The sequence below is a fragment of the Ralstonia psammae genome, assembly GCF_958405935.1.
In the GTDB taxonomy this organism is placed as follows: domain Bacteria; phylum Pseudomonadota; class Gammaproteobacteria; order Burkholderiales; family Burkholderiaceae; genus Ralstonia; species Ralstonia psammae.
This window is the reverse complement of record NZ_CATZBU010000003.1, coordinates 184,477-211,032: the sequence shown is the minus strand read 5'-3', so window position 1 is coordinate 211,032 and position 26,556 is coordinate 184,477. Positions and strand designations below refer to the sequence as shown.

The following is a 26,556-nucleotide window of genomic DNA, read 5'->3' as shown; positions in this document are numbered from 1 at the left end:
AGCCCGCAATGCCAGCGCAGCCCAGGTGGGCAGGGAGGATTCAGGCGTTCTTATGGATACAGCAGACAGCCGCGAGCGCGGCTGATTGGGAAGGGCAAGCTGGCCGATCGAGTGAGCGGGTGCTGGCAACTGCTAGGGGAGAGATGCCCACCGATCGGCACAGGCTGACGAGTATGCGGATGCGCCATCACCTGCGCCAATGACTTTTATTCGGTCAACTATTCCGTCGAGACATGGTTGGATGGTTGGCCGGTAGGTCATGCCAGCGTTTCAGGCCCCGTTTTGCGGTGCACATTAGCCGCCAGCACGTGGCCCAGTTCGCCCGGGAAGATGGGCTTGGTGATGACGGATTGGTATCCGGCTTCCTTCGCCGCCTTCAGGCGGATAGGGTCGGCAAATGCCGTCACGGCGATGGCGGGCAGCTCGGTCAAGCCGCGTGCGCGTGCGGCCCGCACGAGCTGCATGCCATCCATGCCCGGCATGGCGAGGTCGCTGACCAGCGCGTCGAACGGGTAGGCGTTGGCGACGGCCTGTTCCAGCGCATCGAGCGCGGCTGCGCCGCTGGATACGGTGACAACCTCGGCGCCGTAGCGCTCCAGCATCAGCGCGATCACGCCGAGCGATTCGGGGTTGTCATCCACGGCCAGCACGCGGATGCCATCCAGCGTCGGCATGCCCGTACCTGCGACCAGGCCCGGCGTGCGGTTGGCTTGTTCGCCCGGTTGTGCGGCATGCAGCGGCAACGATACGGCCATGGTGGTACCACGGTCCGCACCGCTGCTGGCCGCGGTGATGCGGCCGTGATGCAGCTCCACGAGCTGTTTGGCAATCGCCAGCCCCAAGCCGAGCCCGCCGTGGCGGCGTGTACTGGACAGGTCGGCCTGCTGGAAGCGGTCAAAGATATGCGGCAGGAAGGCCGGCTCGATCCCGATGCCGGTGTCGCGCACGGTGGCGACCACGCCTTCGGGCTCTGGATGTACCGAGAGCCGGATGTGTCCGCCCTCGGGCGTGAACTTGACGGCGTTGGCCAGCAGGTTCCAGAACACCTGCTTCAGGCGCCCTGCATCGCCTTGCAGCATCGGCACCGGCAGGAATTCGGTATCGACGGTGATGTTCTTCTGGCGCGCCATTGGCTCGATGGTTTCGCGCGCGCGCTCCAGCACGTCGGCCAGGTCCACCGGGCCGATCTCCAGCGGCACTTTGCCCGAGAGGATGGCCGACATGTCGAGCAAGTCGTCGATCAGGTGGACTTGCGTGCGCGCGCTGCGCTCGATGGCTTCAATGCCGCGCTTGAACATCGCTTCATCGTAGGCGCGCATGTTCAGCAATTGCGCCCAGCCCAGCACCGCGTTCAGCGGCGTGCGCAGTTCGTGGCTGACGGTCGCCAGGAAGTCGTCTTTCAGGCGGCTGGCGCGCTCGGCTTCTTCGCGCGCGCGGGATTCGGCTTCGAGCAACTGCGTGCGGCGGGCCTCGGCCTGGCGACGCTCGCTGATGTCGATCACGGCGTTGGTCAGGCCGATGATCTCGCCGGTGTCGTCGCGCAGCGGCATGACCACCACGTCGTAGACCACGCGCTGCGTATGGCGCCGACGAAAGGCGAACTCCACGCGCGCAGGCGTGCCGGACGCGATGACGCGCTGGCCGGCTTCGGTCAGGCGCGATGCGGCGCGGCGGCCAAACACCTCGCGCACCGTCCGCCCCAACAGCTCTTCAGGCTGCAGGCCGAACACGGGATTGTGCACCCACGTGAAGTGCATCGTGTTGTCGACGTCGTAGAGAGAAATGGGCGAAGCCTGCAGGGCGGCCAGCAGGCGCTGCTGCGACAGGCGTTGCTGGGTTTCGGCCCGCGCGCGCCGTTCGGCCCCGGCCCGGGCGCGGCGCAACTGCTCGCATAAGCCGCAGATGAGCAAAGCGCCCACCCCAAATACCGTCATCTGGATTGGCGTGAGCGGCACAGCGGCAGGCCAGCTTTGCAGCGCGGCCAGCGCGATGAACAGCCCCGCGTAGCACACGATAGCCAGCATGCCCGGCCAGAAGCCGCCATACCAGGCGGCAATCGTCACCACCGGAAACGCCAGATAGAACGGCAGATGGATGCCCATCGCCGATTCGAGCAGCACCCGCCCAATGGTGCCGACGGCGGCCGCACCCATCGCCACCAGCCATGCCGATGGGCGAATGGCCGGCGCATCGTTGAACCCGCTGGTGCTGAAGGGGCCAGGGTCCGGCAGCCGGGCAGGGCCGGCAGCGCGCGCGTCCGAGGGGCGAGACGAAGGGGGCGGGATGGACGTCACAGTCGGGCGCAATACCGGGCGTAGATCAAAGCAGCCAAAGGTGACTCAGGATACGAATTGGCTGCCACCGATGCCATCGGGGTTTCGCTGACACGCTTGCAAGACAGCGCCCGATTCTTGCTCAGGCCAGCAGCGGCGCGGGCCCGCGGGTTTATCCCCCTGAAGAGGGGTGCCCGGCATGCTCGGGGTGCGGATCGCGCATGCGGTCGCGGTGCGTGAGGGCAGGGAACAGCCGCATCCAGGCTGCCACCACCAACAGCGTGCCGAGGCCGCCAATCACCACCGAAGCCACGGGCCCCAGCAACCCGGCCAACATGCCCGATTCGAATTCGCCCAACTGGTTGGACGCGCCCACGAACACCGAATTGACCGCACTGACGCGCCCACGCATGGCATCGGGCGTATCGAGCTGCACCAGCGACGTGCGGATCACCACACTGATCATGTCGGACGCGCCCAGCAGCACCAGCGCCAGCATCGACAGCGGCAGCCAGCGCGACACCCCGAACACCAGCGTCGCCAGCCCAAACACCGCCACGGCGGCAAACATCACCCGGCCAACATGCCGATCCAGCGGACGGTGCGCCAGGAAGAGCGCCATGCCCAGCGCCCCCACCGCCGGCGCAGAGCGCAGCAGCCCCAGCCCCCATGCGCCCGTGCCGAGGATATCGCGCGCGTAGATCGGCAGCAGCGCCGTCGCGCCGCCCAGCAGCACGGCAAACAGGTCGAGCGAGATGGCGCCCAGCACCACCGGCCGCCCCTTGATGAACGCGATGCCCGCGAACAGCGATTCGAGGCTCACCGGTGTGCTGGCGGGCACCGCGCGCGCCATCCGCACCCGCGCCAGCAATACGTGCGCAAGCAAAAAGAGCCCTGCTGCCGTGGCATACACCACTGGCGCGCCGGCCACGTACAGAAAGCCGCCCAGCGCCGGCCCCAGGATGACGCCGGTCTGCCCGGCCGAGCTGGACAGTGCCACCGCTCGCGGCAAAGCCTGCGTGGGCACCAGCGACGGCAACAGCGCTTGCAGCGTCGGCGTCTCGAACGCGCGCATCGCGCCAATGATCACGACGCACAGGAAGATCGGCTGTACGCCGGCGTGACCATTGGCCGCCAGGACGGCCAGCGCGATAGCCACCAGTGCCTCGATGGCCTGACAGGCGCGCACAACGTATCGCCGGTCGTAGCGGTCCGCAATATGGCCTGAGGCCAGCACCAGCACCACCGACGGCAGGAACTGCGCCAGCCCGACCAGCCCAAGCACATAGGCGCTGCGCGTCAGGTCGTAGATCTGCCAGCCGACGGCCACCCCGAACATCTGATACGCGAAGGTGGTGGACAGCCTGGCGAACCAGAACAGCCGGAAGGCGGGGTAGGCAAACGGCGCATGCGACAGCGTTTGCGTGGATGCAGCAGAGGAAGCGGGGGAAAGACCGGCGTCGCCAGACACGTTGGATGTGCGCCGGAACCCGGCGATGAATGAAGGGGGCGGAAAAAAGACGTGAAGCGTCCGTCATCGTAACGGAAGTCCACGCTTTGTAGCCGCGCGCGCGGGTACGCCGCTTGCGGAACTGCCGGCACATCATTACAGGAGATTTCAACATGGCCACGCACCCTGCCAAGTCGACGCCGGCACCGGCCAAATCCCGGTCCAACGCCAACAGCCACCGCTGGTCCCACCATGTGATGGAAACAAGCGATGCGCTGGACATCGAACCCGACATCTTCAAGTCGCGCAGCCCCGCGCGGATTGCGGCATCGCTCAAGGCATCGGCCGAGCACAGCCGGCGGCGCAAGGGGACGGCATTCCAGTCGGCCATGTCCATGCTGACGTTCTATATCAATCGAGCGGGGCACAACCTCAGCGCCGGACGGCGCCGGATTCTGGAACGTGCCAAGGATGCGCTGCGTGCCGAGTTTGGCCGCCGTGCGCAGAGCACGGCCAAGGCCCGGCATTGATGGGCGGGATGGCGCCGGTCAGATGGTCAGCATGACGCTGAGCAGTTGGCGGGCGACCGCCTTGTAGTCGGCCTTGTCCCCCTGCGGCGAATACGTGGACAGCGTCTTGCCCCGGTATTTGACCGTCACGATGCCGTTGCGGGTCGAGTAGGTGGCTTCGATGCTCTGCCCGCCGCGCTCGATGTGGAAGGGGATGGTCTCGGCAACCAGTCGCGCGGTTTCCCGCGTGGCCTGCGGCGTGGGTGGTACGGCCGACAGCGGCGAATATGGGGCGGATGCTTGTTGTTCGGGGTGGCGCATGGCGCCTCCTCTTCGGGGGAAACGGGTAGGCACTCCAACGCAGGTTCCGTACCAGCCCCGTTTGACGCGGCCATATCGTGCGTCCGCCCGAAAAGTGACACATCCACAGCGGTCAGACGCTCGGCATGTGCGCGGGTTTGACGTCACGCGTCGGTCCGTTGACGAGATTTGTCAGCTTTGTAAGCGCAATTAACCGCCAGGATTTTTCAGCCCCGTGCAAATCCGGGCTATCAGGGCGGAGGGACAGGTGCCATTCTGGTAAGTGCCGTGGCGCGCATCGCATGCCACCTGCCTGCACATCGCGCGCCATGCAGGCACCCTGCCGACGTTCCAACCATGCCAACAAGGAGGCGATATGGGTTCCCATACCTACAAGATGATCGAGCTGGTCGGTTCTTCACCCGACTCCAGCGATGCAGCCATCCGCAACGCCATCGCGCGAGCGGGCGAGACGCTCAAGCATCTGGATTGGTTTGAAGTGCTGGAAACGCGCGGCCACCTGGTCGACGGCAAGATCGCCCACTGGCAGGTGACGATCAAGGTGGGGATGCGGCTTGAGATGCTGGAGGGCGAGAAGCCCGCCAGCAAGAAGAAGGGCAAATAGCGTGTAAAGAAAAAGGCGGCCAGGATTGCTCCGGGCCGCCTTTTTTGAGGGGACTGCGCTGCTGCGTTATTGCGCTTGCGAGAAGTCCAGCGCGTTGGTCAGGTCACCCATCGGCTTGTTGCCGTTGGCCACCAGGCTGTCGTCACGCTGCTTGATACCGGGCAGCGTCGGCAGCGCGAAGCGGTGCGTGATCAGGCGCAGGACCGAAGCCGTATCGTACTGCGTGTGGTCAACGAAGCCCTTCTTGGCGAACGGCGAGACGATGATCGCCGGGATGCGCGTGCCCGGGCCCCAGCGGTCGGCCTTCGGCACCGTGGCGTGATCATAGAAGCCGCCGTTTTCGTCATACGTCACGACGATCACCATGTTCTTCCACTGCGGGCTCTTCTGCAGCTGGGCGATCACGTTGGCGATGTGGGCGTCACCGTCGGCCACGTTGGCATAGCCCGGGTGCTGGTTCAGGTTGCCTTGCGGCTTGTAGAACGTGACCGGGGGCAGCTTGCCTGCGGCTGCGTCTTGCAGGAAGGCGGCGTCGTAGTCGCGCAAGTGGGCCGCGCGCTCAGCAGCGCCGGTGGTCGTGGCCGGGTCGAAGCGGCTGAAGTAGTTGAACGGCTGGTGGTGCGGCTGGAACTGGATCGAGCCGCTGTAGATCACGCTGCGCGTGGTGTTCGGGGCGTCGGCGATGGCCGAGTTCCAGGCGCCGGCGTACCAGGCCCAGTCCACGCCACGGGCGGTCAGCAGATCGCCGATGTTGGTGGTCGACTGCTTCGGCAGGGTCGTGGCCTTGGTCGGGTCGGCGTAGGCTGCGTTGCCGCTGGCCACGGCGTTGCCTGATGGTTGGTACGGCGGCTGCATCGTGTTGACGGCGTATGAATTGCCGTTGCTGTCGAGCGGGGTCAGGTTGCCGTCCTTGGTGGCGTTGCCATCGTCCGCGGCGCCCGCGTACGACGTCGGCGCACCGGCCATCACCGAGCTTGCAGCGGGGATCAGCGCCGGGTTGCCATTCGCGTCCGTCTTGACGTTCGCGATGCTGCCCTTTGCCGGCGAGTTCGCGGCGTTCGGATAGACCGGCGCGCAGGCGCACACGAGGTATTGGTGGTTCAGGAACGAGCCGCCGAAGGCGCCCATGAAGAAGTTGTCGGCCAGCGTGTACTGCTTGGCGATGTTCCACATGGCCATCTTGCTGCCGTCGTAGTAGCCCATGGTCAGGCCGCCGGCGTCGGCGAAGGCGGCGAACTTGTCGTTCTTGCCGCCGTTGATCTGCATCTGGTTCTGATAGAAGCGGTGCCAGAGGTCACGCGTGATGACGTTCTGCCCGACCACCGTGCCCGTGCTGCCGAAGCCCGACGGGCTGTCGATCTGGAACATCTGGTTGGGCATGTTGGCCGTGGCCGCTTGCGTGATCTGCACGCTCTGGCCGGCGGCGGTGACACCACCCCAGGTCGGCGGCAGCGTCGGCAGCACCGAGCCGTCAAAGTCCTTCTGCGCCACGGCGGTGCCGGTGGACGTCGGGTTCACGCCCGGGATGCCGTTGGCGCCCGGGAACAGGCCGTACAGGTTGTCGAAGCCGCGGTTTTCCGCGTAGATCACCACGATCGTCTTGACGTTGTTGGCCAGCGCCATGCGCTTGCCCACGCTGTCGCGCAGGCTCTTGCCGATGTCGCCGCCGTTGGCAACGGCGTCGGCGATCAGGGCGATGGCCTGGTCGATTTCAGCCTGCAGCGCGGCCTTGGTGGTCGCGTCGGCTTCCTTGTTGTGGTCTTCCAGCAGCTTGTCGATCGTCACGCCCAGGCGTGCGGCGAGTGCCGTCTTGGCAGCGTTGATATCGCCGCCATTGCTGTCCATCAGGACTGCCAGTTCGGTCGAGATGGCGCTGACGACCGCGTTGGCGCCGGCCGGGGCGCGGAACACCAGCGGCTGCGTGATGGCCGTATGCGTGCCCTTGTCCGGGTCGTTGCGGAACGCGTCCGTGCCGATTTCAACGGTGATGGCGCCGGAGCCCGACAGGGTGTAGGCGCCGTTCTTGTCGGTGCGCGTGCTGGTTTCACCGGCATCGCACTTGCCATTGTTGTTGGCGTCGATACAGACCTTGGCATTCTCGAAGTAGCTGCCCGTCACGACGCCCGAGGTGGACGCGGAGGCATTGCTGCCTGAATCACTGCCGCCACAGGCAGACATGCTGGCCGCGACCAACGCGGTCAGCGGCAGAAGACGAAACGCTCGGCTCATGATTTCCCTGGATTGTTGTGTGGGGGACGAAAGCGAGCCGGAGTCTGTGCTTCGTGTGTGACAAGTTGATGATGAAAACGCTGGCGTGGAGCCGATTTCGCCCCAGTTGAGCGTGATGACCGTCATCAGGATGAGCAGGGGTACAAGCGAACGTTTGAAAACATTTGCCACCATGAAGTCTCTCCAAGCGCTGACATGACGCACGTTTGACGACATCAAAGTGTCATGGGAGCCATGCTAAGTTGCAAGGCTCCCAACATTTCGCCTCTCGCAAATGCCCCGCTTTCTGCCTGCTGCAACGCTTCGCGTGATCGCTGTTTCTGCGCTTGCGCTCGTCGGGCTGGCCGCGGGGTTGAGCGGGTACGGACGCGGCGGGCCAGCGATGGCGCATGCAGCAACGGCGCCGGTATCGGCGGCATCGGCATCGGCACCGGCCGCCAAGCCGCCAGCGGCGCCCGCTTACGAAAAAGCCTTCTACACGATGATGGCGACCCGACGCCCCTCGGTGCCGGCCATGACGGCATTGGGCAAGGCGCTGTTCTTCGATCCGGCCATGTCCGCCTCGGGCAAGCTGGCCTGCGCAAGCTGCCACAGCCCCACGCACGCCTATGGCCCGCCGAACGATCTGTCGGTGCAGCTTGGCGGCACGGGCATGAACAAGACGGGCGTGCGCGCCGCGCCGTCGCTGCGCTATCTGCAGAACGTGCCGCCGTTCTCCGAGCACTTCTTCGAGAGCGACGGCAACGACTCTGAAGACCAGGGCCCGACCGGCGGCTACACCTGGGACGGCCGCGTGTCGTCCACGCATGACCAGGCGCGCATTCCGCTGCTGTCGGGGCACGAGATGGCCAACGGCACACAGGCCAGCGTGGTCGCCAAGCTGCGCAATGGCCGCCATGCGCAGACGTTGCGCCAGGTATTTGGCAACGACATCCTCGACAACGAAGACACCGCCTTCCGCGCTGCACTGATGGCGCTGGAGGTCTTCCAGGAAACGCCATCCGAGTTCTATCCGTACAACAGCAAGTACGACGCGTTCTTGCGCAAGCAGGTGAAGCTGTCGCCGCAGGAGATGCGCGGCTTGCGGGCGTTTTCCGATCCCGCCAAGGGCAACTGCGCCTCGTGCCACGTGAGTGCCATCAAGCAGGACGGGGCGTTCCCGGCCTTCACCGACTTCGGCCACATTGCCGTGGGCGTTCCGCGCAACCGCACGCTGGCAGCCAATGCCGATCCGAAGTTCTTCGACCTGGGCCTGTGCGGCCCCGACCGGACCGATCTGAAAGACCACGCCGACTATTGCGGCCGCTTCCGCACGCCATCGTTGCGCAACGTGGCGCTGCGCAAGACCTTCTTCCACAACGGCGCCATCCATTCGCTGGAAGACGCGGTGCGCTTCTACGCCCAGCGCGATACGCAGCCGCAGAAGTGGTATCCGCGCAAGGCTGACGGTACGATCGACAAGTTCGATGACCTGCCGGCCCAGTACCGCGCCAACGTCAACATGGAGCCGCCGTTTGGCGGCAAAGCCGGCGACAAGCCCGTGCTGTCCGAGGCCGATGTGCGCGACATCGTTGCCTTCCTCAAGACGCTCACCGACGGCTACCGCCCCGTGCGGACGACGCAATCCGGCGCCCAAAGCGGCAGCCGCGTTGCACAGCGCTAACCCTGCGGTCCAAGCCCCGCGGCCCGTTTGTTGCAACACCTTGCGTGGGATTCGCGTAGGGCCGTGCGTGCGCTGCGGTTATCATCGGCGGATCGTCTTTCTGCTGTCTTCTACTTCCCGCTATGACCTGGCTTGCTGACCCGTCCATCTGGATCGGCCTGTTTACCCTGGTGGTGCTCGAGATTGTTCTCGGCATCGACAACCTCGTTTTCATTGCCATCCTGGTCAACAAGCTGCCGCCGGCGCTGCGCGACCGCGCCCGGATGATCGGGCTGGGCCTGGCCCTGCTGATGCGCATGGTGCTGCTGGCCGCCATGTCGTGGCTGATCGGGCTCACCAAACCGCTGCTCACGCTTGGGCCGGTAGATCTGTCGGGGCGGTCGATCATCCTGCTGCTGGGCGGCTTCTTCCTGCTGTTCAAGGCCACGTCCGAACTGCATGAGCGCCTGGACGGCGAGCCGCAGGACGAAAGCCACGGCAGTGGCCATGGCAAGTTCTGGAATGTGATCGTGCAGGTGGTGATTCTCGATGCAGTGTTCTCCATCGACTCCGTCATCACCGCCGTGGGCATGGTCAACGATCTGCCGGTGATGATGGCGGCCGTGGTGATTGCCATGGGCGCCATGCTGTTCGCCTCGCGCCCGTTGACGGAGTTCGTCAACGAGCATCGCACGGTGGTGGTGCTGTGCCTGAGCTTCCTGCTGATGATCGGCTTTTCGCTCGTTGCCGAGGGCCTGGGCTTTCATATTCCGAAGGGCTATCTGTATGCGGCCATCGGCTTCTCGATCCTGATCGAGTTCTTCAACCAGGTGGCTCAGCGCAATAGCGTGCGCTACGAGCGCCGCCGCCCGCTGCGCGAGCGCACCGCCGACGCGGTCCTGAGCCTGCTGGGCGAGCACCGTGGCGCGCCGGCCGATACCGAATCGCACGAGGCGGTGTCGCACGAGGCCGGCCAGACCGTCTCCGAGACCGTGTTCCGCCCGGAAGAGCGCAGCATGGTCAGCGGCGTGCTGGACTTGGCCGAGCGCTCGGTGCGCTCGATCATGACGCCGCGCCACGATATCTCGTGGGTGGATCTGAATGCCGACGGGGCCGTCACGCGCCAGTTGCTGCTGGCCGTGCCGCACAACCAGTTCCCGGTATGCCGCGGCGGGCTGGATGACCTGGTGGGCGTGGCGCGCGCCAAAGACCTGATGGGGGATCTCGACACGCGCGGCTCCATTGACGTTGAGCGCAGCGTGAAGCCTGCGCTCAAGGTGTCTGACAGCATCGGCATCCTCCGCCTGATGGATCAGCTCAAGCGCGCACGCGGGCGCATGCTGTTGGTGACCGATCCGCTGGACGTGGTGCAAGGTGTGGTGACGCCCATCGACGTGCTCGAAGCCATTGCGGGTGAATTCCCCGATGAAGACGAGCGCCTGGGCGTAGTTGAAGTCAGCGATGGCTGCTGGGAAGTCGCCGGCGAGGCCGACCTGCGCCAGCTCGAAGATGTGCTGCATGTCGACTGGCTGCTCGACGAGGCCGGTGGGGCGACAAGCCTGGGCGGCTACCTCTTCAGCCAATGGGACCGCCTGCCGGAAGTGGGCGACACGCTCGTGCGCCACGACCTGCGTTTCTTGATCCTCGAAGCCGCCAGCCGCCGCATCGTGCGCGTGCGCATCGAACGCATGGAAGAGGTGACGGCCCCCGACGCGGAAGCCTAAGACGTTGTCGAAGACACCGGCCTTGGTGCGCGCGCCAAACCAAGGCTGAGCACCGCCGCCAGCACGCACGCAATGCCGCCCACCTGACGCGTGCTGACGGCTTCGCCCAGCAGCGCTGCCGCGAACCCCACGGCTGCCACAGGTGCCAGCGCGGTAAACAGGGCTGCCTCGGCTCCGCTCACGCGCGCGGCCCCGGCATACCAGAGCACAAAACCACCGACTGTCGGCACGATTGCGTAGTAAGCCACGGCCATCAGGGCGTGCGTTGCTTGTGCCGATGCGTGCAATTGCCAGGGCGCTTCCCACAGCGCTGGCAGCAGTGCCGTCAACAAACCGAATGCACTCATCAATGCCGACAGCGCCAGCGGCGGCACCGGCGTGCGCAGCCGCTTGTTGAGCAGGATGAAGAGCCCCTCGCATACCACCGCGCCCATCACAAGCAGATTCCCCAGCAGCGGATGTGTCGCGTCGCCGCGCGGCTGCAGGGCGATGGCCAGCACGCCGGCGGTGGCCAGCCCAATCGCCCCCAGTACCGCGCGTCCGGGGCGTTCGCCCAGCAGCATGATGGCGATCAGCGCGGACATGACCGGCAGCGTACCGATGATGACGCCCGCATCTGCGGCTGACGTGTGCCGCAGCCCCGAGATGAGCAGTGTCGTATAGCCCACGCTACCGGCCGCCGCCTGCAGGAACAGCAGGGCCCAATCCCGGCGTGCGAGCACCGGCCAGCGCGTGCCGGTCATGCGCAGGATGATGAGGAACAGCGGCAGCGCCATCGCGAAGCGCAACGCTGTCGCCGTAAAGGGGGGCAAGCCCGCCGCGATGATCTTGCTGGCCGCCACGGTGCTGCCCACCAGCACCATCGCCAGCGCGAGATAGAGACAACCTTCGAATCGTTTGGACATATCGCATCCTGCGTGTGTGGAAGCCACAGGATGGGCGCACGCGGTGCCCGTGTCTTGGACGAAATTGCAGCGGGGAGGGTGCGGCGGATGCGGCTAGCGCGCCGCTGCCACCATGCCTGGCGATACGCCGTACTTGCGGACGAACTGCCGCGTCATGTGGCTTTGATCGGCAAAGCCGCAGGCGGCCGCGACTTCCGCCAACGGTTGGCCCTGCGCGATGAGCCGGCGCGCCAAGGCCACCCGCCGCTGCACCTGATAGGCGTGGGGCGTGAGGCCGGTCACGCGGGCAAAGCCGCGCAATATCTGGAAGCGGCTCAAGCCGGTCTCGTGCGCGAGGTCGAGCAGGGAGACGGCGGCCGCCGGGTCGTCGTCGATGCGGGTGCGGGCGAGCCGGATGGCGTTGGGGGCTGCGTCGTCGTGTTTGCTGGCGGGTCGGTCGGCGGTGTGCAGCGCGTCTGCCAGGACGGACAGCAGCAGTTGCTCGCGCAGCAGCGCATCGCTGTGGGCCACCGGCACCGTCATCTGCGCAAACAGCATCCGGACGCGGGGGGCGAGGTTTGCGTCATGGATGACGGGGCGGTCAAACTCGGCGTCGCCGTAGTGGCCGGGGTGCAGATCCGTCGCCAGGTCGGTGACCACGCCGGGGTCGAGGTAAAGCATGCGCCACGCGCGGCCGGCATCGCCGATGGGTGTGCCATCGTGCACTTCAAACGGATTGACCGTGATGACGTTGCCAGCGCCGGCTTCCACCGTGCCGCGTCCGCTGAATGATTTCTGCGCGCCGCGGTCAACGATGCCGATGCCGAACTGGCCGTGCGTGTGGCGCGGGAACGCGTGGCCGGAATCTGCGGCGACGGCTTCCACGCCGCGCATGGCGCAGCGGTGCATCGAGAACGCGAGGTTGGCCGGCCGGCTGGGCAAGGGCGGTTCCTTGTGGGGGCGGAATGCGTAGCGTGGCAGCAGCATACGCTTTCTTCGCATTTCGCTCATTTTTTGCGGGCGGGCGGTTGGTATGCTGCGGCTTTCTGCGGCAGCGTGCCCCGGTAAGATGAGGCCGTGCCTGCTGCCGGGCAGCGCGGGAACCGCTCCCGCCGGCGGTGCCCGGCAGCCCCTGACTGATCCATGCGCCCGTCTTTCGGTATCACCTCCAAGCTGTTCGTTGCGTTGTTCATGCTGAGCATCGTTGTTGCGCTCGCCATGGGTGCGGCAGTGCGCTGGCGCTTTGACGCCAACTTTCTCGACTACGTGAACGCGCGCGAAGCCGAGCGCATGGCCGCGCTCGCGCAAGGCGTGGAAGCTGCCTACACGCAGCACGGCAACTGGGATTTCCTGCGCGACGACCGCACAGCGTGGTTCCGCCTGCTGCGCCGCGAAGGCGCCCGGGCCCGCGCCAACGGCATGGGCGGCGACCGCTTCGACCTGCCACCGGGCCATCGCTTTGATCCGTTCCCGCCCGGCCCCGACCGTGGCCTGGACCGAGACATGCCGCCGCCCGGCCCGGCTCCCGCAGGCAGCTTGCCGTCGCACCCGCCCGGTGAGCCGCCGATGCCGCACTCGCCGATCTGGCTGCTGGATGCGCAGCGCAACGTCATCATTGGCGATGGGCCCCCGCTGGGGCCGAACGCGCGATGGCAGGAACTGCACCATAACGGCCAGACCATCGGCTGGCTGGCCATGCCGCCGCGCATGCGCGTGCCCGAAGGCGCCGACCAGGCATTCCAGGCGCAGCAACTGCGTGCGACATGGATCATCGCTGGCCTGTCAGTCCTGCTGGCCGCCTTAGTGGCGGTGCTGCTCGCACGCGGTCTGCTGGCCCCGATGCGCCGGCTCACGGATGCCGCGCGCCGCATGGCCGACGGCGACTACGCCACCCGCGTCGACGTACATTCGCGCGATGAACTCGGCGGGCTTGCGGCGGATTTCAACCACCTTGCCGCGTCGTTGGAGGCCAATCAGAAGATGCGTCGTCAGCTCACGGCGGACATCTCGCACGAGCTGCGCACGCCCCTAGCCGTGCTGCGCGGCGAGCTGGAAGCACTGGAAGACGGCGTGCGCCCGTTGACGGCCACTTCGCTCGCGTCATTGCAGGCCGAGGTGTCGACGCTCAGCAAGCTCATCGACGATTTGTACGAACTCTCGCTGGCCGATGTGGGCGCGCTGGCCTTCCACATGGAGCCGCTGGATCTGGCCGATACCGTATGCAGCGCCGTGCAGGGCTTCACACCACGCCTGATGGAAAAGAGCATTGCGCTGCAGCTCGACGTGCCGGCGGCGCCCTCGCATGCAACGATGGTCAAGGGCGACGCGCAGCGCCTGCGGCAGGTCATGCAGAACCTGCTGGAAAACACGCTGCGCTATACCGATGCCGGCGGCACGCTGCGCGTGTATGTCCATCAAGAAGGTGACTGGCAGCAGATCGACGTGCAGGACAGCGCGCCGGGCGTGCCCGAGGCCATGCTGCCGCGCATCTTTGACCGCCTGTTCCGCGTGGATGCCTCCCGCAGCCGAGCGCAGGGCGGGGCCGGCCTCGGCCTGAGCCTGTGCCAGACCATCGTTGCCGCCCACGGCGGCACCATTGAAGCCAGAACTTCGCCGTTGGGTGGGCTGTGGATCGCCATCCGCCTGCCTATTCTTGATGTGCTTGACCCGCTAGCCGACCATGATTCTGATCATTGAAGACGAACCCAAGCTGGCCGCATTGATGACCGACTATCTGCGCGCCGCTCACTACGAGACCGAGTGGCTGGCCGATGGCAACCATGCAGTGCAGCGCATTCGCGAGACCGCGCCCGAACTCGTGCTGCTCGACCTGATGCTGCCCGGCAAGGACGGCCTGGAAATCTGCCGCGAGGTGCGTGCCTTCAGCGAGGTGCCCATCGTCATGGTGACGGCGCGCGTGGAAGAGATCGACCGCCTGCTCGGCCTTGAGCTTGGCGCCGACGACTATGTCTGCAAGCCATTCAGCCCGCGCGAACTGGTGGCGCGCATCAAGACCATCCTGCGCCGTGTCCAGCGCGGCGGCGGTGTGCCAGAGAGCGCATTGCAGATCGATGGTGCTGCCTATGCCGCCACGCTGCGCGGCCAGCGGCTCGACCTGACGCCGGTGGAGTTTCGTCTGCTGGCCGCGCTGGCAGGCGCACCAGGGCGCATCCTGTCGCGCTCGAACCTGCTTGAGCAGATCTACGACGACCACCGAATCGTGACCGACCGCACGGTCGATACCCACATCAAGAACCTGCGCCGCAAGATGGAGCAGGTGAGCCCGGGCACCGAAATGATCCATTCCGTCTATGGCGTGGGCTATCGGCTCGACGCCTGAGGTTCAAGAAAACTCCTCTGTTTGCCCACCTTTGGTGCGGCGTCGATGGCTACAGTGAGCGTATGGCTGGCGCGTCCGGCCGACGATCTCATCAGGAGCCTCAACATGACCGCTGTGACTTCCCGCCTGGCCGGTATTGCTGCCGGACTTTTGCTGTCGTGCGCCGCGCTGGCCCAGACCGCTGCGCCCGGTGCTGTTCCTCTGTCGCCCATGCCACCCATGTCACCACATGGTCCGGGCATGATGGGCCGCGGCCCGGGCCCGGGCCCGGGCGGCCCGCATGGCATGGGCCCGCATCCTGGTGGCGCGTTCTTTCTGCATGGCTTGAAGCTGAGCGAAGAGCAGCGCGACAAGATTTTCGCCATCGAGTATGCGCAGATGCCCGAAGCGCGCGAGCAGCACAAAGCCATCGAGCATGCCCGGCGCGATCTGCACCAGATGGTGGTGTCCGGCCAATACGACGAAGCGCGTGCGCGCACCTTGACCGAATCGCTGGGCCGCGCCGTTGCCCGCGAAGCGCAACTGCGCGCGCAGGCTGGCGCCAAGATCATGCAGGTGCTCACGCCGGAGCAGCGCAAGCAGGTGGGCGAGCGTGAAGCCCAGCGCGTGGCGGAAATCGAGCCCGGAGAAAGCGGCCTTGAACCGGTGCCGATGATGTAAGCCGGGGCTGGACCAAAGATGGAATCGGTTTGCGGCCCCGTAGCGAGCGGCCCGTGAACGGATGCCTAGCGGTAGACCACCACTGGCACGTGCGCGTAGGTCAGCACCTTGCGCGTCTCGTTGCCGATCAACAGTCGCCCCATCAGGCTGCGATGCCCGTGCGATGCCATGAAGATGACATCGCACGCGTGTCGCTTTGCCGCATCCAGGATGCCCAGATAGGGCTCGGCAAACTGCGACACATCGCTGTCGAACTGCACGCCTTCTTCCTTGGCCCGCTCGGCAATGCGTTCGATACAGTCTTTGGCGTAGCCCTGCACCGTTTCCAAGTAGTGCGCATGCGGACACTCGCCCACGCCGGCCGAATAGGCCATGTTGGGGAATTCTTCAATGCAGGTGTAGGCGGTGAGGCGGCAACCGGTGGCACGCGCCAGCTTGAGTGCGCCGTCGATGGCCTTGCTGCATTGCTCGGAGCCGTCGGTCGGCAAGAGGATATGGGTAAACATGGCGGTCTCCATGGGGAACCCGCCTCCACGTTACTGCGCTCGCCGATGTGCCTCTATCGTGGAAAACGCTAGTCCAGCGCAGCTTTTCGGCCGATACGGACGATCGCGATGTACGGTCGTTCGCATATTGACGTGGCAGATTGCGGCTTACCCCCGCTGCCACGCCTGCCGGTAGCGCGAGGGCGACGCGCCCAGTTGCAGCGCAAACCGCCGGCTGAAATGGCTGGCGCTGGCAAAGCCGCAGCGTTCGGCAATCGTCGCCAGCGGAAGCGGGGTGGTGCGCAGCAGCGTCTGCGCACGCGCCATGCGCTGCTGCATCACCCACTCATGCGGCGCCGCCCCGAACGACGCACGGAACATCCGCGCGAAGTGGAATTCCGACAGGTTTGCTTCTGCCGCCAATTGGCCGAGTGACAGGGGCAGATGCAGCTCGGCATCAATGCGCGCGGCAATGCGTCGGCACACGTGCGGCGCCAACCCACCGCGCACGGCCAGCGCCCGCGTGCGGCCCTGGGTCTGAACGAGATATGACAGCGTGTCGTTGGCCAGAGCGTTGGCGCGCATGCGGTCGTCCAGGTCCGCCCAATCGAGCTGGGCAATGCGCGTGCAAGCCTGCGCGAGATGAGCGTCTTCGATGAAGGTGCGGTCGTGCAGCGTGAACAGGCGGGGCTCTGCGTCGAGCAGGCGCACGGCGTGTCCGGCCAGCGCATCGGGCGTGAAATACAGATGAACGAAGCGCATCGGCTGCTCGATCACCCAGCTCGACTGGTGTTCGGCCGGCAGCATGCACACGCGTCCCGGCGCGCCGAACAGGTGCGGCAGATCTTGCCGGTGCGTGGTGTAGCCACCTTGCAGATAGACCGACAGCGTGTGGTGCTCGGGTTGGATGTAGCGCGCCTCGTCGTGCTCGTTGCGCCAGAGGGCGGCAGTCACGCCGTCGCCCAGATTGGAGACGCGCTCGAGCGACGCGCGCGAGCCGCGGGCAAGCGTGCCGAAGACACTCGCATCTGCGGTTACGCGAGGGTCGCCAGGTGGAGACGAAGGGGAAGTGGGGGCGCGGCGCACGCATCGATGTTACCAACGATGGCACCGCGATGCGACGCAAAGGGCCGGGGGGGGGCTATCCGCTACAGAGCTGGCGCGCGACCTCGCCCGCCAGACCGACGCCATCTACGCGTTGCCAACCGGCATCGTTGGCGAGCTGTCGTTCGCTGACGGTCAGCGCGCCTTGGTACAGCTTCGCTTGCGAGACCGAGAACTGCCGGCTGCGGCAATCGATGGTGTACAGAAAATCGGCCATGTCGCCGCGAAAGGCGCCGAACATGCGCTGCAGCGAGCGCATGCCCGCGCGGTTGGACGCTTCCACGCGCACCCAGGCGCTGACGGGCCCGCTGGGCATGCGCTGGATGCTGCCGATGTCGAGCGACGCGTGGCTGTCCGGTTGGCCGGGCAGCGGGATCCAGCGCTCCGCCCCGGCCACCGGCATGGAAAGCGCTGCCAGCGCCGCCAGCATGCCAGCCGTGACACGGCGTGCGAAGACGCAGGGTGTCATCGGGGCTTGCCACCCGGTACAGGGATGGCAATCGAGTCGGAATGGCTACAGGCCATCATCACGCCCGACTTGTCGACGTCGATCATCACGGTGCCGGGCTTGTCGGCGGTGCTGGGCGTGGCGGCCAGGCTGCCCGACAGGCGCTGCATGATCGCCTGGCAGGTCGGAGCCGTAGACGCAACGGTCGTGGCCTTGGCGCTCTTGGGCGTCTTGGCAGCCGGAATGGGGTCGGGTGCGGCAACAGGCGGCCGGCTGGGGGCAGGCGCGGCCGCGGGAGGCGTAGAAGCACGCGCGCGCGGCAGTGCAACGAGCGCGGCCAGCACGCTCACGGCAATCAGCAACCGCGTGGTGCGCCGCGAACGCGATCGATCGGGGGGAGACAGAGACGGCATGACAGTCCAGGCACGGGCATCCAATTTTGCGCCTGCTAGGTCACGGGACAGGCGCGCTCTTTCGACCAGTAACGGCACGCCGCGCCCGAACTTGACGCGGCAATCTGCCTCATCGGTCACTCAGGCGTGATTTTGCCTACGCAAAATGCTGCATGTGAACGACATAATCCTGCAGCGTGGAACATTCTCACCCATGTAGCGACCAACCAATATGCCGGGGAGATTTTCCGGCATCGTCGGCATCGTGAAACGGACCGCACACAAGGCCCGTACGCGCAGACGATGTAAGCAGGCGGGACAAGCAGCAATGGGGTTCGTGCAGTGCCAAAAAAGCAATGGGTCGGCGGAACATGAAAATGGGATGGAATATCCGGTCTTTTCCGCCCTTTGTTTTTCCAGGGGGGCCACTATGATTCACAACATGGCGATGGGACGCATCACGGCGTCGATTGCCTCACGGGTCGGTTCTCCTCTCTGGAACAGATCGACACGGTCCAGAGATTTCAACCCGCGCCTCGTCAACTGAGCGCGGGTTTTTTCTTGGGCTTTGCCAACGCAGGGTTGCCACCACGCGCGCGTCGGGGGTTTCGCACGCAGCACCCTTCAGTTTTCTGCCGGCGCGCCGTTCTGGTTAGGGTCGAAACGCGTGTCGTCTCGCGTCTCGCTTGCCCATTACCGTTGCTGTTGCCGCTATCGCTCAAGCATCGCATTGCTCATGACCCAGTTTCTTCCGGCCCATGCCGGAGCCTCTCCTACAGACGTTGCGCCGGGCCCAGAGGCTGCGCAACGTCCGGTGGCGGCCATGGTCGGGGCGATGACTGAGGTCCGCGGTACCGATTTCGACGCGCTGTCGCGACTGTCGTCCGACGCGGTCTTGCTGGCCGTGGACGGGCGCGTGGTGCGAGCCAACCCGGCCGCCACCCGCTTGTTGGGCGCCCAAGATCCTGCGCAATTGGCCGGCCTGCAATTCGCCGGCCTGATTCATCCCGATGACGTTGCCCAGGTGGTTCCACGCCTGGCAAGCATGGTGAGCAGCGGGGTCTCTGCACAGCCGGTCGAACACCGCCTGGTGCGGGCCGATTACACCCATGTGCTGGTTGCCAGCGAAGCCGCCGCGTGCGAGCACGAAGGCCAGCCCGCCGTCATGCTCGTGCTGCGCGAAGCGGTGTCGCGCCATGCGTTGGAGCGACACGCCGTACAGGCGCGCGCCGAAGCCTTGCACGCGCGCCGTCTGCTCGCTTCGGAGAATGCCGTGCTTGCGCAACTTGCCTCCAATGCGACGCTGTCGACCGTGCTGCGCCACCTGTGCCTGTACGTCGAGCAGGTCTATCCGAATGCCATGTCGGCGCTGTTGCTGCTGGACGCCGACTCCCAGACCCTGCGTGTGGCCGCCGCGCCCACGCTGCCTGCGGCCTATGCTGCCACACTGGAAAATACGCCTGTCAGCCCCGATGCCGGCGCATGCGGTTGTGCGGTGTACCTGGGCGATACCGTCCTCATCGACAACATTGCGACCGACCCGCGCTGGCAGTATGAGCGCACGGCAGCACTGGCAGCGGGCTTTGCTTCAGCCTGGGCGTTGCCGATTCGCGCGTCGCGCGGGGACAAGCTTGGCGTGCTGGCGCTGTTCTATCGACAACCGTGCATGCCCGTGGAAGAAGAGCAGCATTTCCTCGACGACGTCACGCACCTGGCTGGCGTTGCCATTCAGAAAGACAATGTCGAACGCGGCCTGGCCGAAAGCGAAGAGCGCTATCGCCTAGCGATCTCGAACTTGCACGAGGGCGTGGTCATCATGTCGCCCGACGGTATCGTGCAGGCTGCCAACGCCAGCGCCGAGCGCATCTTGCGCGTGCGTCCCGGGCAGCTCGTCGGGCGTAACCGGCTCGACCCGATTCAACGCGTGGTGGACGAAGACGGCAAGGAAGTCGGTTCGACCATGATGCCGTCGGGGGTGGTGCTGCGCACTGGCGAACCCATCTTCGGCCGGGTGTATGGGCTGCTGCTCAAGACGGGCGAATTGATGTGGGTGCGGCAGAACATCATCCCCATCCGTCGCCACAACGAGCCGGCACCCAGCAGCGTGATGCTGTCGTTTGCCGATATCACCGACATCAAACGCGCCGAGCAGCGCCTGCGCCATCTGGCTGCGCACGATGCGCTCACGGGGCTGGCCAACCGCAGCTTCTTCATCGGGCACCTGGAAAGCGCCATTGAGAGTGCACGCGACGAGAGCCGGGAGCTGGCGCTCTTCTTCCTCGATCTTGACCGCTTCAAGAGCGTGAACGACACCGCTGGCCATGCCTGTGGCGACACGCTGCTGCAAAGCGCCGCCGCGCGCCTGACCGATTGCATCGGCCCTGGCGACGTGATCGCCCGCCTGGGCGGTGACGAATTCGTCATCCTGATCGACCAGCGTGTCGAAGGAAAGCGCATTGCGTTGCTGGCTGAACGCTTGCTCCAGGCGATGCGCGAGCCGTTCGATACCGTCAACGGGCGCTACTACCTGGGTGTGTCGATTGGCGTGGCGCTGTATCCGCATGACGGCATTTCGGGCTCCGACCTGCTGCGCTCGGCCGACGCCGCCATGTACCGCGCCAAGCAGAACGGCCGCAACCGCGCACAGTTCTACACGGCCGAACTCAACGCCCGCCTGCAACGCCGCTATATGCTGGAAAACGCGCTGCGCGACGCACGCGAGAACAACGAACTGCAGCTCGTCTATCAACCCAAGTACGACCTGGCCAGCCATCGCATCGTCGGCGCCGAGGCGCTGCTGCGCTGGAACAGCGCCAAGCTTGGGGCGATTTCGCCGGTGGAGTTCATCCCGGTGGCCGAAGAGACCGGGCTGATCGTGCCGATTGGCGCATGGGTGTTGCGCCGCGCTTGTGAACAGGCCGTGATCTGGTACGAGGCGCTGGGCTACGACTTCCGCATGGCGGTCAACCTGTCGGCGCGCCAGTTCCAGGCTGGCGACGTGGTGCCGATGATCGAGCAGACGCTGGCCGACACCGGCCTGCCGCCCACTGCGCTCGAAGTCGAAATTACCGAAAGCCTGCTGATGGGCGGTGCGGATGAGGTTCGCCCGATGTTCGACGCGCTCACCGCGCAGGGCATCCGGATCTCCATCGACGATTTCGGTACCGGATATTCATCGCTGTCGTATCTGCAGCGTTTCCCGATCAGCAACGTGAAGATCGACCGCTCGTTCATCACCGGCATTCCGGGTGATCCTGATTCCGTGGCGCTGACCGAGGCCATCGTCGCCATGGCGCGCGCCCTCGGCATGACCGTCACCGCCGAAGGTGTAGAAGACGCCGACCAGGTGGAGTTCCTCGCTAAGGCGGGCTGCCAGGAAATCCAGGGCTACTACATCGGCAAGCCGGTCACGGCCGAAGGTTTCGACCGGCTGCTGCGGGCGCACCTGTCCGTGGTGGATGCCGGCGTGCGCGCCGCGCTGGGCTGACTGTCTGGCTGATTGCACGGCCAACTGAGCCGTTCACACCGGCGTTTCCGCCGTTCGTCGCAATCCGCTCCCGCGTGCGGGGGCCGGCACCTAAGCTGGCGTCATTCCAACAGGGAGACTGCCATGCTCGAATCGATTATCTCCATCGTGTCGCATACGCCCACCTGGGTGTTCGTGGTGTTTGCCGTGTTGATCGCCATCGGTGTGCGCCAGATGCAGCCGCGCATCGTGTCGCGCCGCCGCCTGATCGTGCTGCCGCTGGTGGTCGCGGCGTATTCGCTTTACGGCGTGTCGACGGCAAGCCATGGCAGCCCGCTTGCGCTCACGATGTGGATGGTGGCCGTCCTGGTGGCATTCCTGCTGACGTACATGTCGCCGCCCAACGGTGCCGTGTCTGAAACGGCCAGCACCGTGCGCGTGCCCGGCAGCTGGGTACCGATGGTGGTGATCGTGGGGTTGTTCACCGCCCGCTATGCCTACAACGTGATGCTGGCGATACACCCGGAAGTCTCGCATTCCGCCAGCTTCATGGCGCTGTTCAGCGCGCTGTTCGGCTTCCTGGGCGGGCTGCTGCTCTCGCGCTCGGTGCTGCTGCATGTGCGTACGCCGCGCCTGGCCGCGGCTTGAGCCGACAAATCAGCGTTAACATCCTGCATGTTGCAATCTCCATCCAAGACGAGACGACATGCTGGAACTCGACGGCACCATCTGGCTGCGCGCCGGTGAAGACAACTGGGGCGGGCGCGGCCGGATCGAACTGCTGGCTGCCATCGGGCAGACCGGCTCCATTACTGCGGCCGCCAAAGCCGTGGGTCTTTCCTACAAGGCCGCGTGGGACGCCATCGACACCATGAACAACCTGGCCGGCGAGCCGCTGGTGGTGCGCACCACGGGCGGCAAGGGCGGGGGCGGCAGCGTGCTGACGCCGCGCGCGCAACGGCTGATCGAGAGCTTTCGCGTGCTCGAAGCCGAGCACCGCCGCTTTGTTGAACGCCTGGATGCCGCCGCGCAAGCTGCCAGCGAAGACGTCAACCTGCTGCGCCGCCTGATGCTGCGCACGAGCGCGCGCAACACGCTGTTCGGCACGGTGGAATCGGTAGCGTCGGGCGCCGTCAATGATGTGGTGACGCTGCGCCTGCCGGGCGGTCAGGCTGTGGCCGCCACCATCACCCAGGAAAGCACGCGCGTGCTGGGGCTGGCGCCGGGTGTGCAGGCTGTTGCGCTCATCAAGGCGCCTGCCGTGATGCTGATGCGCGGCGCCGGTGAGTGGCGCGTCTCGGCAGAGAACCAATTGCCGTGCGTGGTCACGGAAATCCGCGATGGTGCGGTGCAGGCCGAAGTGCGGTTGCGCCTGCTGGACGCGAACGCCACGTCGGCGGCGGAAACCGTGCTGGTGGCCATGCTCTCGCGCACCGCTGTTCAAATGCTGGCACTGGCCGAAGGCGTGGAGGCCGTGGCGGTGTTTGAGGCGTCGAGCGTGATTCTTGGATTGGCTTAAGCCGCCGATGACACCCAAAACCCTGCTGATCGTCTACCACTCGATGACGGGCGGCACGCGCCAGATGGCCGAGGCCGCGCAGGCCGGCACCGCAGAAGAGGGCGGCGTGACCGTGCGGTGGCTGCATGCGGCACAGGCGGGTCCTGACGATGTGCTCGCGGCGGACGGCTATATCTTCGCGACACCGGAAAACCTCGCCGCCATCAGCGGGCAGCTCAAGGATTTTTTCGACCGCTGTTATTACCCGGCGCTCGACCACATCAACGGCCGTCCATACGCGTGCCTGATCTGTGCGGGCAGCGATGGCCAGAACGCTGCGCGTCAGATTGAACGCATTGCCACCGGCTGGCGGCTCAAGCCCGTGGCCGAGCCGATCATCGTCTGCACGCACGCGCAAACGCCCGAGGCCATCCTGGCCCCCAAGCAGATCGGCGCGGACGATTTGGAGCGCTGCCGTGCGCTTGGGCAAGCGATGGCAACAGGGCTCGCGCTAGGCGTTTTCTAGCGGTTCACCACAGCCGCCAGATGCGGATACGGCGATAGCGGTGCCGCATCGGGCGCGCGCACTGCATCGGCCACGACGCGGCCATCGCGTAGTTCGAATACGTGGTCTCCGAAGATTTCCACATCGGCCGGGTCGTGCGTGATCATCAGCATCGGCACTTGCAGCCGCGCTTGAAGGGCAGATAGCTCGGAACGCATGCGCGTGCGCAGCGCCGGGTCCAGCGCGGCAAAGGGCTCGTCGAGCAGCAGCGTGGAAGGCTCGGCGATCAGCGCGCGGGCAAGTGCCACACGCTGGCGCTGTCCACCCGAAATCTGCGTCGGGTAATTGGCGGCGACGGCACCCAGCTCGAACGTGTCGATCCACGGCTGCACGCGTGGGTCGTGCGCCAGGCGCGGCGGGTTGAACCATCCGCGCTTGAGCCCGAACGCGATGTTTTGCGCCACCGTCAGGTGGTTGAAGAGCGCGTAGTCCTGGAAGAGATAGCCGACGCGGCGTTCTTGCGCGCTCAGGTTGATGCCCTTGGCGTGGTCGAACAGCGTGCGGCTGTTCAGCACGATGCGGCCGCGCTCGGGTGTCATCAGGCCGGCAATGGCGCGCAGCGTGAGGCTCTTGCCGGCGCCCGACGGACCGTACAGCACCACGCGCCGGCTGTCCGAGCGTACGGCGATGTCCAATGAGAACACGCGCGCCGCGCTGGTGAGCGTTTTCTGCACGACGAGATCGATCATGCCGCCGCTCATGCCGGTTGCTCCTGCAGGCTCGGGGCGCGCCCTTGCAGCAGGCGGCTGGCCGCCACCAGCACCACGATGCAGGTGAGCGAGGTGATCAGCACCAGTGTATTGGCCGTGGCATCGTCGCCGGCCTGCACGGCTTCGTAGATCGCAACGGAGAGCGTCTGCGTGCGGCCAGGCAGGTTGCCCGCAATCATGAGCGTGGCACCAAATTCGCCCAATGCACGCGCAAAGGCCAGCAGCACGCCGGCGGCAATGCCGCGGGCGGCCAGCGGCAGCGTGACACGAAAGAACACGGCGGCTTCGGGCAGGCCCAGCACACGCGCCGCCTCTTCGAGTTGGTGATTTACGCCTTCAAAGGCGGCACGCGCCGACTTCATGACCAGCGGAAACGCCACCACGGTGGAGGCAATCACCGCACCCTGCCATGTAAAGACGAGCTGGATGCCCATGTTGTCGAGCCACCCGCCGATCGTGCCGCGCCGGCCCAGCAGCACCAGCAGGTAATAGCCGAGCACCGTGGGCGGCAGCACCAGGGGCAGCGTCAAGATCGAATCGATGAGGTCGCGCAGGCGGTTGCGCGTGCGTGCGAGTGCGTAGGCCGCGCCCACGCCCAGCACGAGATTCAGGAGGGTCGCCCAGCCGGCCACCTTGAGTGAGAGCAGCAGAGGCGTCCAGATGGAAGCGGACATGGGGGATACGGTGCGAAGGTGCCGTCGGCAGGCCGGGTGATGCCTGCGAACCACGCGGCGACGCGTTGGGTGCGGGCGACAGATTGGGTGAGTTATTCGCAATATAGGGTTGGTTATAACGATCGGTCAATCCTGACACAGTGATGCCCGGCATGCGGCAAGGGGCATGGTCGCGCCGCCCTGGGGACATTGTCAGCGGCGTCGTTCGTTGCGTTGCAACATAACCCGCGTCGATGGTGGGGCACTAAAAAGTTTTGTTGGACAACGTTGCCGCAGACTTGCAACAATGCGCCAAAACGTAGGCCGGACGTCGCTTTTCACGATCTGCGCCCAGCGGTGCACAGGGTCACCGCACAGCAAATGTCATCCCCCGGGGGGGAAACAGCCTTGGCTATGGTCGGGAGCATTCCGGCGGCCAAGCAGGTGTTTCCAACATGACCGGAGGACGGCAATGGCCGCCGCACATCGCTCAGATGGTTTGCAGGCAGTACGTTTTCCCCGCGCCGAAGACCTGGCGTTGGTGATGGACATGCGCACCGCGCTCCAGGGCGCGGACGCGCAGTCCGGCGTTTCCACGCACGCAAGCGCATCCGTCCAGATTGACGTGAATGCGCTGCCCGACAAGGTGGACGCTGCATCGGTGCCCACGCCGCTACCCGGGCACGCCGATCCCCTGACCGCACGCACAGCCGCAGACGATGCTGCCAATGGCGATCGCTTCTTCGTGCCGCTGCCGCCGGGTACCGATGTTGTTCCAGTGGACGAGTACGCGTTGGTGTTCGAACCGGCGGCCGCGCAGCCCGGTCGCCTGCGTCTGGCTGCCGAGCTGCAGGCCGCACGCGGTGTGGCCGAGCGCGCGCGCATCGTGTCTGGGCTGATGGGGCTGATGGGCTTTTCGTCGCTGGCCTACGCGCTGACCGAGCGCCACGAAAACGCGCCGCCGACGGTGACCATGCTCAAGAACTACGTGACGCCGCGGTTTTTGCAGCGCTATTGCGACGAACGTCTGTTTGCTGTCGACCCGCGCCTGCCCGCGGTGTTTGCCAGCGGCATGCCGCTGGTGTGGGACCTGGCATCGCTAGCGCGCAGCCAGCCGCGCATGGAACCCGCGTTGCGCGCGCTGCTGCAGACGATGGACGAACATGGCCTGCGCAGCGGCGTGATGTTCAGCCTGGGCGCCGGCAAGGGCACGAGCCAGGCGATTGTCAGCCTCAGCGCGTCGCACGCAGGGCGGGAGTGGATCAGCGACAGCGTGCTTGGCCAGTCGATCCTGTTTGGTATGGCGCTGCATCAGGTCTGGCGGGCGCCACTGCAAACGTTCACGCGCAACACGCGTGTATGCAATGAAGACGCACCGCTCACGATCATGCAAAGCCGGGTGCTGACGTGCCTGGCCGCCGGCATGAGCGATAAGGAAATCGCCATCAAACTGCACACCACGGCACACAACGTGGATTACCACCTGCGCCTGATTCGCCGCCGCTACGGCGCGACCAACCGCGCGCAATTGGCCTACATTGCGGGCCGGTTGAACCTGATCTGACCGGGATGGGCGATGTGGAAGGTGCCGCGCAGCAT

Annotated in this window: 24 protein-coding genes; 12 read left to right on the top strand and 12 right to left on the bottom strand. The window is 65.9% G+C overall.

What is annotated here, in order from left to right; genetic code table 11:
* Positions 1-257: 257 nt before the first annotated feature.
* Positions 258-2,153: an ATP-binding protein gene (locus tag R2N16_RS07705; protein WP_428984108.1), complete on the bottom strand. Its 1,896-nt coding sequence runs from the start codon at positions 2,151-2,153 to the stop codon at positions 258-260.
* A 292-nt stretch (positions 2,154-2,445) separates the two neighbouring features.
* Entirely contained in the window at positions 2,446-3,744 is a 1,299-nt protein-coding gene (locus R2N16_RS07700; protein ID WP_316665043.1) for an MFS transporter, read from the bottom strand.
* Positions 3,745-3,896: 152 nt separating this feature from the next.
* On the opposite strand from R2N16_RS07700, the gene R2N16_RS07695 reads away from it, so the two are divergent.
* Positions 3,897-4,253, top strand: coding sequence for a DUF3175 domain-containing protein (locus R2N16_RS07695; RefSeq protein WP_316665042.1), 357 nt, complete (start codon positions 3,897-3,899; stop codon positions 4,251-4,253).
* 18 nt (positions 4,254-4,271) lie between these two features.
* On the opposite strand, the gene R2N16_RS07690 is transcribed toward R2N16_RS07695, so the two are convergent.
* Positions 4,272-4,553 carry a hypothetical protein gene (locus tag R2N16_RS07690; RefSeq protein WP_316665041.1) on the bottom strand — a complete coding sequence of 94 codons (282 nt, stop codon included), beginning with the start codon at positions 4,551-4,553 and terminating at the stop codon, positions 4,272-4,274.
* A gap of 355 nt (positions 4,554-4,908) precedes the next feature.
* Between R2N16_RS07690 and R2N16_RS07685 the strand changes: the two genes are divergently transcribed.
* A complete protein-coding gene (locus R2N16_RS07685) occupies positions 4,909-5,157 on the top strand; it encodes a dodecin (protein WP_316665040.1) in 249 nt (82 codons plus the stop codon).
* Between the two features lie 66 nt (positions 5,158-5,223).
* On the opposite strand, the gene acpA is transcribed toward R2N16_RS07685, so the two are convergent.
* Complete coding sequence (acpA, locus tag R2N16_RS07680) at positions 5,224-7,386, bottom strand: acid phosphatase (RefSeq protein WP_316665039.1); 2,163 nt, start codon at positions 7,384-7,386, stop codon at positions 5,224-5,226.
* Positions 7,387-7,660: 274 nt separating this feature from the next.
* Between acpA and R2N16_RS07675 the strand changes: the two genes are divergently transcribed.
* Together R2N16_RS07675 and R2N16_RS07670 are read left to right on the top strand one after the other, a co-directional pair.
* The gene (locus R2N16_RS07675; protein WP_316665038.1) at positions 7,661-9,049 is read left to right on the top strand and encodes a cytochrome-c peroxidase; all 1,389 of its coding nucleotides are present in this window, start codon (positions 7,661-7,663) and stop codon (positions 9,047-9,049) included.
* Between the two features lie 122 nt (positions 9,050-9,171).
* Positions 9,172-10,752, top strand: coding sequence for a TerC family protein (locus R2N16_RS07670; RefSeq protein WP_316665037.1), 1,581 nt, complete (start codon positions 9,172-9,174; stop codon positions 10,750-10,752).
* Here R2N16_RS07670 and R2N16_RS07665 read toward each other — a convergent pair.
* Both R2N16_RS07665 and R2N16_RS07660 read right to left on the bottom strand, forming a co-directional pair.
* On the bottom strand, positions 10,749-11,657 hold the full coding sequence (locus R2N16_RS07665) for a DMT family transporter (protein WP_316665036.1): 909 nt from the start codon (positions 11,655-11,657) through the stop codon (positions 10,749-10,751). The two genes, R2N16_RS07670 and R2N16_RS07665, sit on opposite strands and share 4 nt — an antisense overlap.
* A gap of 93 nt (positions 11,658-11,750) precedes the next feature.
* Positions 11,751-12,530, bottom strand: a complete 780-nt coding sequence (locus R2N16_RS07660; RefSeq protein ID WP_316665402.1) for an AraC family transcriptional regulator — start codon at positions 12,528-12,530, stop codon at positions 11,751-11,753.
* Between the two features lie 249 nt (positions 12,531-12,779).
* Between R2N16_RS07660 and R2N16_RS07655 the strand changes: the two genes are divergently transcribed.
* The 3 genes from R2N16_RS07655 (at position 12,780) to R2N16_RS07645 (ending at position 15,636) form a co-directional block, all read left to right on the top strand.
* Positions 12,780-14,333: an ATP-binding protein gene (locus R2N16_RS07655; protein ID WP_316665035.1), complete on the top strand. Its 1,554-nt coding sequence runs from the start codon at positions 12,780-12,782 to the stop codon at positions 14,331-14,333.
* Positions 14,317-14,976 carry a response regulator gene (locus R2N16_RS07650; protein ID WP_316665034.1) on the top strand — a complete coding sequence of 220 codons (660 nt, stop codon included), beginning with the start codon at positions 14,317-14,319 and terminating at the stop codon, positions 14,974-14,976. The genes R2N16_RS07655 and R2N16_RS07650 overlap by 17 nt, the downstream gene beginning before the upstream one ends.
* A gap of 105 nt (positions 14,977-15,081) precedes the next feature.
* Entirely contained in the window at positions 15,082-15,636 is a 555-nt protein-coding gene (locus R2N16_RS07645; protein ID WP_316665033.1) for a Spy/CpxP family protein refolding chaperone, read from the top strand.
* Between the two features lie 65 nt (positions 15,637-15,701).
* Here the strand turns inward: R2N16_RS07645 and R2N16_RS07640 are convergent, their stop codons facing one another.
* From R2N16_RS07640 to R2N16_RS07625, 4 genes are all read right to left on the bottom strand, one after another.
* Complete coding sequence (locus R2N16_RS07640) at positions 15,702-16,142, bottom strand: universal stress protein (protein ID WP_316665032.1); 441 nt, start codon at positions 16,140-16,142, stop codon at positions 15,702-15,704.
* Between the two features lie 147 nt (positions 16,143-16,289).
* Positions 16,290-17,207, bottom strand: coding sequence for an AraC family transcriptional regulator (locus R2N16_RS07635; RefSeq protein WP_316665031.1), 918 nt, complete (start codon positions 17,205-17,207; stop codon positions 16,290-16,292).
* A 55-nt stretch (positions 17,208-17,262) separates the two neighbouring features.
* The gene (locus R2N16_RS07630) at positions 17,263-17,694 is read right to left on the bottom strand and encodes a hypothetical protein (RefSeq protein ID WP_316665030.1); all 432 of its coding nucleotides are present in this window, start codon (positions 17,692-17,694) and stop codon (positions 17,263-17,265) included.
* Positions 17,691-18,086, bottom strand: a complete 396-nt coding sequence (locus R2N16_RS07625) for a glycoprotein (protein WP_316665029.1) — start codon at positions 18,084-18,086, stop codon at positions 17,691-17,693. Before R2N16_RS07625 ends, R2N16_RS07630 begins: the two co-directional genes overlap by 4 nt.
* 715 nt (positions 18,087-18,801) lie before the next feature.
* Here R2N16_RS07625 and R2N16_RS07620 point away from each other — a divergent pair.
* From R2N16_RS07620 to R2N16_RS07605, 4 genes are all read left to right on the top strand, one after another.
* The gene (locus R2N16_RS07620; RefSeq protein ID WP_316665028.1) at positions 18,802-21,552 is read left to right on the top strand and encodes a sensor domain-containing protein; all 2,751 of its coding nucleotides are present in this window, start codon (positions 18,802-18,804) and stop codon (positions 21,550-21,552) included.
* 123 nt (positions 21,553-21,675) lie between these two features.
* Positions 21,676-22,179, top strand: coding sequence for a DUF6622 family protein (locus R2N16_RS07615; RefSeq protein WP_316665027.1), 504 nt, complete (start codon positions 21,676-21,678; stop codon positions 22,177-22,179).
* Between the two features lie 58 nt (positions 22,180-22,237).
* Positions 22,238-23,050, top strand: a complete 813-nt coding sequence (locus tag R2N16_RS07610) for a TOBE domain-containing protein (protein ID WP_316665026.1) — start codon at positions 22,238-22,240, stop codon at positions 23,048-23,050.
* 7 nt (positions 23,051-23,057) lie between these two features.
* Positions 23,058-23,555: a flavodoxin family protein gene (locus tag R2N16_RS07605; protein ID WP_316665025.1), complete on the top strand. Its 498-nt coding sequence runs from the start codon at positions 23,058-23,060 to the stop codon at positions 23,553-23,555.
* On the opposite strand, the gene R2N16_RS07600 is transcribed toward R2N16_RS07605, so the two are convergent.
* Together R2N16_RS07600 and modB are read right to left on the bottom strand one after the other, a co-directional pair.
* Positions 23,552-24,295, bottom strand: coding sequence for an ATP-binding cassette domain-containing protein (locus R2N16_RS07600; RefSeq protein ID WP_316665024.1), 744 nt, complete (start codon positions 24,293-24,295; stop codon positions 23,552-23,554). The two genes, R2N16_RS07605 and R2N16_RS07600, sit on opposite strands and share 4 nt — an antisense overlap.
* Positions 24,292-24,978 carry a molybdate ABC transporter permease subunit gene (gene modB / locus R2N16_RS07595; RefSeq protein ID WP_316665023.1) on the bottom strand — a complete coding sequence of 229 codons (687 nt, stop codon included), beginning with the start codon at positions 24,976-24,978 and terminating at the stop codon, positions 24,292-24,294. The genes R2N16_RS07600 and modB overlap by 4 nt, the downstream gene beginning before the upstream one ends.
* Before the next feature lie 451 nt (positions 24,979-25,429).
* On the opposite strand from modB, the gene R2N16_RS07590 reads away from it, so the two are divergent.
* Positions 25,430-26,521, top strand: coding sequence for a helix-turn-helix transcriptional regulator (locus tag R2N16_RS07590; RefSeq protein ID WP_316665022.1), 1,092 nt, complete (start codon positions 25,430-25,432; stop codon positions 26,519-26,521).
* Positions 26,522-26,556: the final 35 nt, after the last annotated feature.

Coding starts and splice junctions, on each gene's coding strand:
- R2N16_RS07665 (WP_316665036.1), bottom strand. CDS start 11,657: ATGTCCAAACGATTCGAAGGTTGTCTCTATCTCGCGCTGGCGATGGTG.
- R2N16_RS07605 (WP_316665025.1), top strand. CDS start 23,058: ATGACACCCAAAACCCTGCTGATCGTCTACCACTCGATGACGGGCGGC.
- R2N16_RS07705 (WP_428984108.1), bottom strand. CDS start 2,153: ATGGGTGCGGCCGCCGTCGGCACCATTGGGCGGGTGCTGCTCGAATCG.
- R2N16_RS07620 (WP_316665028.1), top strand. CDS start 18,802: ATGACCCAGTTTCTTCCGGCCCATGCCGGAGCCTCTCCTACAGACGTT.
- acpA (WP_316665039.1), bottom strand. CDS start 7,386: ATGAGCCGAGCGTTTCGTCTTCTGCCGCTGACCGCGTTGGTCGCGGCC.
- R2N16_RS07625 (WP_316665029.1), bottom strand. CDS start 18,086: ATGCCGTCTCTGTCTCCCCCCGATCGATCGCGTTCGCGGCGCACCACG.
- R2N16_RS07615 (WP_316665027.1), top strand. CDS start 21,676: ATGCTCGAATCGATTATCTCCATCGTGTCGCATACGCCCACCTGGGTG.
- R2N16_RS07660 (WP_316665402.1), bottom strand. CDS start 12,530: ATGCGCGGCGTGGAAGCCGTCGCCGCAGATTCCGGCCACGCGTTCCCG.
- R2N16_RS07640 (WP_316665032.1), bottom strand. CDS start 16,142: ATGTTTACCCATATCCTCTTGCCGACCGACGGCTCCGAGCAATGCAGC.
- R2N16_RS07655 (WP_316665035.1), top strand. CDS start 12,780: ATGCGCCCGTCTTTCGGTATCACCTCCAAGCTGTTCGTTGCGTTGTTC.
- R2N16_RS07695 (WP_316665042.1), top strand. CDS start 3,897: ATGGCCACGCACCCTGCCAAGTCGACGCCGGCACCGGCCAAATCCCGG.
- R2N16_RS07600 (WP_316665024.1), bottom strand. CDS start 24,295: ATGAGCGGCGGCATGATCGATCTCGTCGTGCAGAAAACGCTCACCAGC.
- R2N16_RS07610 (WP_316665026.1), top strand. CDS start 22,238: ATGCTGGAACTCGACGGCACCATCTGGCTGCGCGCCGGTGAAGACAAC.
- R2N16_RS07685 (WP_316665040.1), top strand. CDS start 4,909: ATGGGTTCCCATACCTACAAGATGATCGAGCTGGTCGGTTCTTCACCC.
- R2N16_RS07690 (WP_316665041.1), bottom strand. CDS start 4,553: ATGCGCCACCCCGAACAACAAGCATCCGCCCCATATTCGCCGCTGTCG.
- R2N16_RS07590 (WP_316665022.1), top strand. CDS start 25,430: ATGGCCGCCGCACATCGCTCAGATGGTTTGCAGGCAGTACGTTTTCCC.
- modB (WP_316665023.1), bottom strand. CDS start 24,978: ATGTCCGCTTCCATCTGGACGCCTCTGCTGCTCTCACTCAAGGTGGCC.
- R2N16_RS07670 (WP_316665037.1), top strand. CDS start 9,172: ATGACCTGGCTTGCTGACCCGTCCATCTGGATCGGCCTGTTTACCCTG.
- R2N16_RS07645 (WP_316665033.1), top strand. CDS start 15,082: ATGACCGCTGTGACTTCCCGCCTGGCCGGTATTGCTGCCGGACTTTTG.
- R2N16_RS07650 (WP_316665034.1), top strand. CDS start 14,317: ATGATTCTGATCATTGAAGACGAACCCAAGCTGGCCGCATTGATGACC.
- R2N16_RS07675 (WP_316665038.1), top strand. CDS start 7,661: ATGCCCCGCTTTCTGCCTGCTGCAACGCTTCGCGTGATCGCTGTTTCT.
- R2N16_RS07630 (WP_316665030.1), bottom strand. CDS start 17,694: ATGACACCCTGCGTCTTCGCACGCCGTGTCACGGCTGGCATGCTGGCG.